At 73.9% G+C, this 8,596-nt stretch carries 8 protein-coding genes; 3 read left to right on the top strand and 5 right to left on the bottom strand.

Translation table 11 applies throughout. The features are described from left to right. The 5 genes from ABZW03_RS31900 to ABZW03_RS31880 form a co-directional block, all read right to left on the bottom strand. A partial coding sequence (locus ABZW03_RS31900; RefSeq protein ID WP_355266022.1) for an SDR family oxidoreductase occupies positions 1-447 on the bottom strand: 447 nt, incomplete at its 3' end. After that, complete coding sequence (locus ABZW03_RS31895) at positions 447-1,691, bottom strand: beta-ketoacyl-[acyl-carrier-protein] synthase family protein (protein ID WP_355266019.1); 1,245 nt, start codon at positions 1,689-1,691, stop codon at positions 447-449. The genes ABZW03_RS31900 and ABZW03_RS31895, both read right to left, overlap by 1 nt. Then, positions 1,688-1,942: an acyl carrier protein gene (locus ABZW03_RS31890; RefSeq protein ID WP_355266016.1), complete on the bottom strand. Its 255-nt coding sequence runs from the start codon at positions 1,940-1,942 to the stop codon at positions 1,688-1,690. The genes ABZW03_RS31895 and ABZW03_RS31890 overlap by 4 nt, the downstream gene beginning before the upstream one ends. Before the next feature lie 84 nt (positions 1,943-2,026). Beyond that, positions 2,027-3,145, bottom strand: coding sequence for a radical SAM protein (locus tag ABZW03_RS31885; protein WP_355266013.1), 1,119 nt, complete (start codon positions 3,143-3,145; stop codon positions 2,027-2,029). Between the two features lie 48 nt (positions 3,146-3,193). Further along, complete coding sequence (locus ABZW03_RS31880) at positions 3,194-3,913, bottom strand: Phenylacetic acid catabolic protein (protein ID WP_355266010.1); 720 nt, start codon at positions 3,911-3,913, stop codon at positions 3,194-3,196. Positions 3,914-4,311: 398 nt separating this feature from the next. On the opposite strand from ABZW03_RS31880, the gene ABZW03_RS31875 reads away from it, so the two are divergent. The 3 genes from ABZW03_RS31875 to ABZW03_RS31865 form a co-directional block, all read left to right on the top strand. After that, positions 4,312-4,770, top strand: a complete 459-nt coding sequence (locus ABZW03_RS31875) for a PaaI family thioesterase (RefSeq protein WP_355266007.1) — start codon at positions 4,312-4,314, stop codon at positions 4,768-4,770. Between the two features lie 185 nt (positions 4,771-4,955). Next, positions 4,956-6,260 carry an MFS transporter gene (locus tag ABZW03_RS31870; protein ID WP_355266004.1) on the top strand — a complete coding sequence of 435 codons (1,305 nt, stop codon included), beginning with the start codon at positions 4,956-4,958 and terminating at the stop codon, positions 6,258-6,260. Between the two features lie 203 nt (positions 6,261-6,463). Beyond that, positions 6,464-8,596: AMP-binding protein (locus tag ABZW03_RS31865; RefSeq protein ID WP_355266001.1), on the top strand; the 2,133-nt coding region annotated here is incomplete at its 3' end.

Genomic DNA, 8,596 nt, shown 5'->3' with positions numbered 1-8,596 from the left:
AAGACCTTCAACTGCTCCGGCATCCCGAGCAGTTTCGCCCTCGTCCCCGACCCCGGGCTGCGCGCCCGGTTCGACGAGCGCCGTGACGGCGGCGGTGCGCAGCGCGAGGCCGGCGGCCTCCGGCGGGGTGGTGAGGAAGTTGCCGCTCAGCGCCGTCTGCTGGGCGGCGGCGACGGCGTGCAGCACGCCGTCGACCCCGCCCCAGCGCTGCTCCAGCTCCTTGGCCAGCCGGGCGAAGTCCTCGGGCCGGGTGACGTCCAGCTCCAGCACCTCGGTCGGGCGGGGCAGGACCTGCGCCGCCTTCTCGGTGATCCGCCGGGCCCGGCCGAAGCCGGTGAGCAGCACCTCCGCCCCCGCTTCCTGGAGCGCCCGGGCGGTGTGCCAGGCGATGGAGTCCTGGTTGAGCACCCCGGTGATCAGGTAGCGGCGTCCGTGGAAGCCGAGCATCACTCCTGGCCTTTCGTCGTGCCGGTGGTCGGGCCGGCCGCCGCCAGCACCAGGGCCGCGTTGTGCCCGCCGAACCCGAAGGAGGTGGAGAGCCCCGCGCGGCGGCCGCCGGGCAGGGCGGGGGCGGCGAGCGGGGTGGCGCGGCGGATCAGGTTCAGCGGGCCGAGCTTCTCGTCGGGCTCGCGCAGCCCGACGGTGGGCGGGGCGGTGGCGTGGCGCAGCGCCTGCAGGGTGGCGATGGCCTCCACGGCGCCGGCCGCGCCGAAGAGGTGGCCGGTGCAGGACTTGGTGGAGGACAGCGGGACGGCTTCGACGGCCGGCCCGAGGGCGAGCCGCAGGGCGTCGCACTCCGCCCGGTCGTTGAGGACGGTCCCGGTGCCGTGCGCGTTGAGGTAGCCGAGCTGCCCGGGGGCGACGCCGGCCGCGTCGAGCGCCAGGGTGACGGCGCGGGCCGCGGGTTCGCCGGTCGGGTCCGGGGCGGTGAGGTGGTGGGCGTCGCAGGTGGCGCCGTAGCCGAGCACCTCGCCGAGCACGGTGGCGCCCCGGGCGGCGGCTCCGCTCTCCGTCTCCAGCACCAGGATTCCGGCGCCCTCGCCGATCAGCAGGCCGTCCCGGTCGCGGTCGAAGGGCACCGACCGGCCGCTCTCGGACAGCGCCCCGGCCGTCCGGAAGGCGGCCCGCACCAGCTCGGAGGTGGAGGCCTCGGCGCCGCCGACCACCACCGCGTCGGCGGCGCCGGCGGCGAGCAGCAGCAGGGCGGTGCCGATCGCCTGGGTCGCGCTGCTGCACGCCGAGGCCAGGCAGAGCGCCTCGCCCCGCAGGCCGTACCGCTGGGCGATCTGCGAGGCGCCGGCGTTGGCCATCATGGCGGGCACCATGAGCGGGGAGACGAACTCCCCGCCCTGCTGCCGGAGCACCTCGGTCTGGCTCTCGAAGCTCGCCGTCCCGCCGAGCGCGCAGCCCACCACGCAGGCGATCCGCTCGGCGGGGTAGGGCAGCGGGCCGTCCGTCCATCCCGCCTGGGCCAGGGCCTCGGCGGCGGCCACCAGCGCGAGCTGGGTGAAGCGGTCGGTGCGGCGGACCTGCTGGCGCGACAGGTGGTCGGCGGGCCGGAAGTCCCGGCACAGCCCGAGCCCGTCGGCGAGTCCGCTCTCGCCGGCCACCGCCCGCCGGTGCAGCGCGTCGGCGCCGACGCCCAGCGGGGTCACCGCGCCCAGGCCCGTGACGACGGCCCGGGGCCTCACTCCAGCCCGGCCTTCCGGCGGCACAGGGCGAGCACCTCGCCGACGGTGTACAGCTGGTCGAAGTCCTTCGGCTTGACCGGGATGTCCAGCTGCTTGCGGATGGACTGGCTGAGCTCGACCAGGTCGAGCGAGTCGATCTCCAGCTCGTCCAGGGCGGCGTCGTCGACGATGCTCTCGCGGTCGACGCCGAGGTCGACCAGGGCGTCGACGACGAAGGTCTCGATGGCGGTGCGGTCCAGTGTGTCGGGCATGGCTCTCCTCGTCCGCGCGGGGCGGCGGTGGGGCGGTGCGGGGGACGTGCGGGTGGGTGCGTACGGGCAGGTGCGGACGGCGGCTCAGGCGGTGCGGCCGGCCTTGGTGGCGTGGTACGGGGCCCAGTGCCACTGCCGCCAGTAGCTCTCGGCGATGTCCAGCCACTGCTCCAGCCGGGCGGCGTCGTCCAGGAAGCGGTTCGCGCTGACCACCAGCCAGCTGTAGACGGCCTGGCTGTCCCGGCAGCCGCCGCAGTCGCCGGAGGTGCAGCAGAACTGGAGCGACTCGTAGTCGGCGCCCCAGACGTTGAAGCCGGGGATGACCGGGTTGCCGTTGGCGACGCGGTCCTCGTGCTCGGGGGCGTCGACGCTGAGGCTGGGGCAGACGTCGTAGCCGAACCGGCCACCCCAGTGCGTCCGGCCGGTCACCAGGGTCCGGATGAAGTACGGGTGGCTCACCACCGCGTGCGGGTACAGCTCCTTGACCCGCAGCGCCTCGTCCAGCACCCGCTGCTCGTTGGCGATCTTCAGCGGGCTCTCGGTGCCGTGCTCGCTGTAGAAGTTGAAGGTGACGATGTTGCCGTTCTCGGCGATCTTCCGCACGGTGGGCTCGATGTACTCGACGCCGGCCTCGGCGAGCGCGTAGATGAACAGCACCCGCCGGTCGTCGCGGTAGTGCGAGAGCGCGGTGTCGAACAGGCCGGTGAACTTGGAGCCGTTGACCCGGATCGCGCGCAGGTCGTCGTCGAGCGGGCCGCCGCCGAAGATGCTGACCGCGATGGCGATCTTCTCGAAGCCCTGGGTGGGGAAGGGCCGCAGGCCGTTGGTGGAGATGGTGATGTACGGCAGCTGCTCGACGAAGGCCTCGATCCGGCGCGGGACGAGGGTGGGCTCGCCGCCGATCAGGGTGGCCTGGTTGACGCCGTCGTCGGCGAGCTTGCGGGCGAAGGCGCGGATGCGGTCCAGGTCGGACAGCTCCTTGACGGCCGTGTCGAAACCGCCCTCGAAGTACCAGCAGCCCTTGCAGCGGATGTTGCAGGCGTTGGTGAGGTGGACCTCGCAGGAGCGGACCTCGCGCCCCAGCCGGCGCAGCCGGTGCAGGCGTTCGGCCAGGTCGGGCCGGTCGGCGATGAGTTCGGCGGTGCGCGCCTTGGCCTCGCGTCGGCTCAGCGGGCGCTGTTCGATGGTGACGGGTGTTGCCATGGTGACGGGCTCCTCGGGAGTCGCGGGATCGGCGTGCTGGTGCTCCTGCTACTCCGGGAGGCGCAGACCCAGGTTCTTGACGCGCGGGGTGACCTTCTCCCGCCACAGGTCGCAGGCCTGGCCGTTGGTGGTCTGCCGCAGGCCGAAGCGGACGGCCAGCTTGGCGCGCTCGGAGCGCGGGCTGCCGAAGATCCGGATGAAGGTCGGCCACAGCCGGTCCAGGGCCTGCTGGAGCTGCTCGCGGCCGTCGTCGGTGGCGGCGAGGTTGCGGCACACCCGGGCGCCGTGGGCGATGTGCACCTTCTCGTCGAGGATGATCGTGCGCACCGCGTCGGCCCAGGGCCGGTAGCTGCTCTGCGCGAACTCGGAGATCATCACCATCGCGGTCTCCTCCCCGATGTAGGAGAAGATCCCGCGCTCGGCCCAGGTGGTGCAGGTGTGGAACTCCTGGGCGCGGAACAGGTTCCGCTCGGCCAGGGTCTGCGACTCCATGTAGCTGGTGTCCACGCCGATCTCCGCGAGGACCCGCTTGCCGATCTTGTAGTGGTCGTACTCCTCGGCGGCGCGCTCGGCGCAGACCTGCCGCTCCTCCGCGTCGGGGGCCAGCGGCAGGAAGACCTGCACGTAGTCGTCGCCGCCGGAGAGCTCCCCCTCGGTGTTGACGACCATGCCGCGGATCGCGATCTCCCGGTACTCCTCCGGCATCGCCAGGAACTCGTCGGGAGTGCGGACCACCACCGCCTCGTCGTCCAGAATGGAAATACCCATGGCACAACACCCCGTTTCTGAAAAGGACGCCGAAGCAGGACACGGTCGGGTGTGAGCGGCCGGGGGCCCGCTTCCGCCGAGGCCCTCGATGACGACCACCAGGAAAAGACGCCGCCCCCCAGCGGCCGGCGGAGCGCCGCACCGGCTCCGCTGAACTTCCTCGGAGCGTAGGGGCTGCATTTTGGGCCGAACAAGGTCCCTTACGAATCGTGCCGAGCGGATTCGGCCACCCGGCACCGGCGGAGCGACCGGTTCCGGCCATGCCGACACCGGCGCGACATGCGCAATTCGCATAGCCGCAACGGATCTTGGCGGCTGACCACGGCGAACGAAGCTGGCCGGAAGCGGGCCTGGACCGCCCCGGGCGTACCACCCGGCCGACCACTACGCTGAGCCCCATGACCACCGACGCGAACACGGCGGTCGCCACCGTCGACGTCCTCCTGGGCCCCGATCAGCTGAACGACCTGATCACCGGCCAGTTCCCCGACTACACCGCCTGCCGGGTGACCGAGGTGGACGGCCGGACCCTGACCATGGCGGTGGACGGCGACCGGCTGCGCACCCGCCCGGGCGGCACGATCTCCGGCCCGGAGCAGGCCGGCCTGTGCGACCTGGCCGCCTTCCTGCTGATCAACGCCCGGCTCGGGACCACCCTGATGGCGCTGACCAGCTCGCTGCAGATCAGCTTCCTCAACCGGCCGCGGCCCGGGGAGCTGCGGGTGCACGCCAGGACGGCCAAGTTCGGGCGCCGGCTGTGCGTGGTGCTGGCCGAACTGCTGGACGCCGACGGCGTGCTGGTGGCCAGCGCCACCCTGACCTACGCGATCCCGGCGGCCCGCCCCGGGACGGCCTGACACCCCCACCCCCTGTCCGTACGCCAACAATTCGCCAGGGTGGCGCGAAAGATGACCGCGCGTCGGCCGAACTCACGATCTTTCGGACAGGAAACGATCTAGGCATTGATCTCCGGCCCGGCCACCTCTAGGTTGCGGTGCAATGTCACACTGAGCCGCCCTACGGCGTCCCCGGGGGGAATACCGTGCCGGACACCGCACTGGAAGCACCGCACCACACCGCGAGCAAGCTGCCCCGGGCCTTCTACCGACTGGCCGCGGGCGACGCCCTGAACACGTACGGCAGCCAGCTCGACCTCGTCGCCCTGAGCCTGTTCGCGTACGAGGCCTCCGGGAACGCGCTCGGCACGGCCGGGTACCTGGTCCTGCGGCTGGGCGGAGGCGTCGTCGGCGGGCTGGTCGCCGGGCGGCTGGTGGCCCGGCTGGAGCGCCGGAGGCTGATGACCGGCTGCGCCCTGGCCCAGGCAGTGGCGCTGGTCGTCGTCGCCCTCGCCCCGGTCTCGGCGCGCATCGCCGTGCTCTACCCGCTCGCCCTGATCCTCGGCGGCGCGGCCGCGGTGGCCGCCGTCGCCCTGCGCACCAGCATCCCCGAGATGGTCGGCACCGAGCGCCGGGCCCGCGCCAACAGCCTGATGGCGAGCTGCCGTTCGACCGCGATGGTGCTCGGCTTCGCCTCCGCCGGCGTGGTGGTGGCCTGGGCCGGGTTCCGGGCCGCGCTGCTCATCGACGCGACCAGTTTCGTCCTGTTCGGGGCGCTGGTGGTGCGGCTGCCGCTGCCCACCCGGGCCGCGCCGGCCGAGGAGCCGGCGGCCGAGCCGGTCGCGGACACTGCGGACACTGCGGACGCTGCGGACGCTGCGGACGCGAAGGCGGCGAAGGCGGCGAAGGAGCGCCGCCGCCGCTGGCAGGCGCTGGTGGTGCTGCGGGCCACTCCGGTGGTCGGCGCCATGGCGGGGATCCGGCTGCTGGACGCCTTCGGCTCGGCCGCCCACAACATCAGCCTGCCGGTCTTCGCCAACCAGTCCTCCCCCGGCAACCCGGCCGCCCTGCTCGGCACCTTCTGGGCGACCTGGGCGATCGGCAACCTCGGCGCCCAGCAACTGGTCTCCCGGTTCATGCTGCGGCGGGGCATCGAGCCCGGCGAGCGCGGCTTCGCCCTGGGCACCTGCCTGATGTCCGCCTGCTTCATCCTCGTCTTCACCGACCTCCCGACCCCGCTCTTCCTGCTGGTCGCGATCGGCGCCGGCCTCGGCGACGGCTTCACCGAGATCTCCTACACCACCCGGATCCAGGCCCTCGCCGACGAACGGCGCGGCGAGGCCTTCGGCATCCTCGCCTCCGCCGAGAACGTCGGCATGGGCACCGGGATGCTGCTGAGCGGCTCGCTGCTGGCGCTGCTCAGCCCGCTGACCGTGGTCGGCGTCTCGCACGCCGTCCCGATCGTGCTGGCGCTCGGTTTCCTGGTGCTGGTCGCCCGCACCCGCCGCTGACCGGGCCCGCCGCCCCTCCACCCCACCCCACCGACTCCTTCCCGCACCGCTGCCTCTTTCGCAGCGTCACCTTTTCGCACCGTCGCCTTCTCGCACCGCCGGCGCCCCCGCGCCGTACCCGCCACCCTTCTCCGCTCCCCCTCCCTGACCCGGGGCGGCCCACACCCGCGCCCCGGCACCGATCCCGAAAGGTGCCGAACGTCATGAGCCCCACCGGTCCCGACCACGGCCGGCTGCGCACCCTGGAAGCCCGACTGCTGCTGCGCCCGGAGATCGCCGACTGCGCGCTGCTGCCCGTCGAGCACGAGAACGGCCGGCCCGGCCTGCTGGCCTACCTGGTACCCGCCGTCGACGGCGATCCCGAGGCGCTGCGCCGCCGGGCCGCCGCCGCCCTGCTGGACGCCGACCCGAGCGCCGAGGTGCACCTGCTGGACGGCATCGTCCGCACGCCCGAGGGCGAACCCGACGCCGCCGCGCTGGCCGCGGCGCTCACCCGGCCGCCCGTCGCCCCCGGCCCCGCCCTGCGCCACCTGCGCGAACTCACCGACCGCTGGCGGCCGTTCGGCGAACCGTCGGCGACGGCCGGCGCCGCCCCGGCGGAGCCGGCCACGCCCGCCGAGGAGGCCGGCGCGCCGGACCCCGGCGTCGAGGCCGTCGGCGTCCCGCTGCCCGAGGCCGGTCCGGACGCGCCCCGGACGCTGCCCGAGGCGCTGCTGCGCGCCGCCGAGCTGCACCCCGACCGGGGGCTGCACCTGGTCCGGGCGGGCGGCGAGGAGACCAGGCTGACGTACCGCGACCTGCTCGCCCGGTCCCGCGGGATCCTCGCCACCCTGGCCGCCGCCGGGCTGCGGGCCGGGGACCGGGTGATCCTCCAGGTCCCGGAGCCGGAGCTCTACTTCCCCACCCTGTGGGCCTGCCTGCTCGGCGGGGTGCAGCCGGTGACGGTCGCCCGCCCGCCGGACTACCACGAGCGCAACCCCGTCCTGGAGAAGCTCTGGCACGCCTGGCAGACCCTGGAGGAGCCGCCGGTGCTCGCCTGCGGGCCGGCCGTGGCGGGCCTGGAGCGGCTCGGGGAGCTGTACCCGGCGCCGGGGCTGCGGGTGATCGCGGTGGACCGGCCCGCCGACGGCGCCCCCGAGCACGCCGCCGAGCACGCGCCCGCCGCGGCCCCCGCCCCCGGCGACGTCGCGATCCTGCAGCTCTCCTCCGGCAGCACCGGCCGCTCCAAGGCGGTGCAGATCACCCACCGCGGCATCCTGGAGTACGTGGCCGGCGCGGTGATCGCGAACGGCTGCGACCCGGCCGACACCACGGTCAACTGGCTGCCGCTGGACCACGTCGCCGGACTGCTGATGTTCCACCTGCGCGACGTGGTGCTGGCCGCCGACCAGGTGCAGATCCCCACCGAACTCGTGCTCGCCGACCCGCTGGTCTGGCTGGACGCGCTGGAGCGCCACCGGGCCGCGCACTCCTGGTCGCCCAACTTCGGCTACCGGCTGGTCGCCGAGGCCGTCCGGGCCGCCGGGCCCGGCCGCCACTGGGACCTGTCCTCGGTCAAGTCGCTGATCAACGCCGGGGAGCAGTGCACCGAGGCGGTGCTGGACGAGTTCCTGGCCGCCACCGCGCCGTTCGGCGTCCGCCCCGAGCACCTGCTGCTGGGCTGGGGCATGGCCGAGACCTGTACGGTGATCACCTACAAGCGCTACCACGAGGACGGCTCCCGCCGCCTGGTGCGCACCGACTCGCTGACCGGCCGGCTGGAGCCCGCCGACCCGGACTCGGCGGAGCGCGGCACCGCCTTCCTCAGCATGGGACGGCCCGCGCCCGGCACCCGGATGCGGGTGACCGACGACGACGGGCGGGTGCTGTCCGAGCACCGGGTCGGCCGCCTCCAGGTCCGCTCCGGCCGGGTGACGCCGGGGTACCTCAACAACCCGCCCGCGAACCAGGAGGCCTTCGTCGGCGACGGCTGGTTCGACACCGGGGACCTGGCCTTCCTGGCCGACGGCGAGGTGGTGCTCACCGGCCGTCGCAAGGAGATCATCATCGTCAACGGCGTGCACTACTTCTGCCACGAGCTGGAGGACGTGGTGGCCTCCCTGGCGGGGGTGCGCTCCGGGCACGTCGCCGCCTTCGGAGTGCCGGACGAACGCACCGGCACCGAGCAGCTGGTGATCGCCTACGTCCCGAGCGACCCGGACGCCCCCGCGCCGCCCGTCGCCGCCGAGGTGCGGCAGCTGCCCGATCGCCGCCTGCTCGATCAGCACCGCATGCTCCCTCAGGCGGTAGGCCACGGTGTGGCTCCGGATCACCCGGCGGTCGGCCGGACACAGCTG

The organism is Kitasatospora sp. NPDC004799 (assembly GCF_040609095.1).
GTDB lineage: Bacteria > Actinomycetota > Actinomycetes > Streptomycetales > Streptomycetaceae > Kitasatospora.
This window is presented reverse-complemented; position numbering and strand designations above follow the sequence as displayed.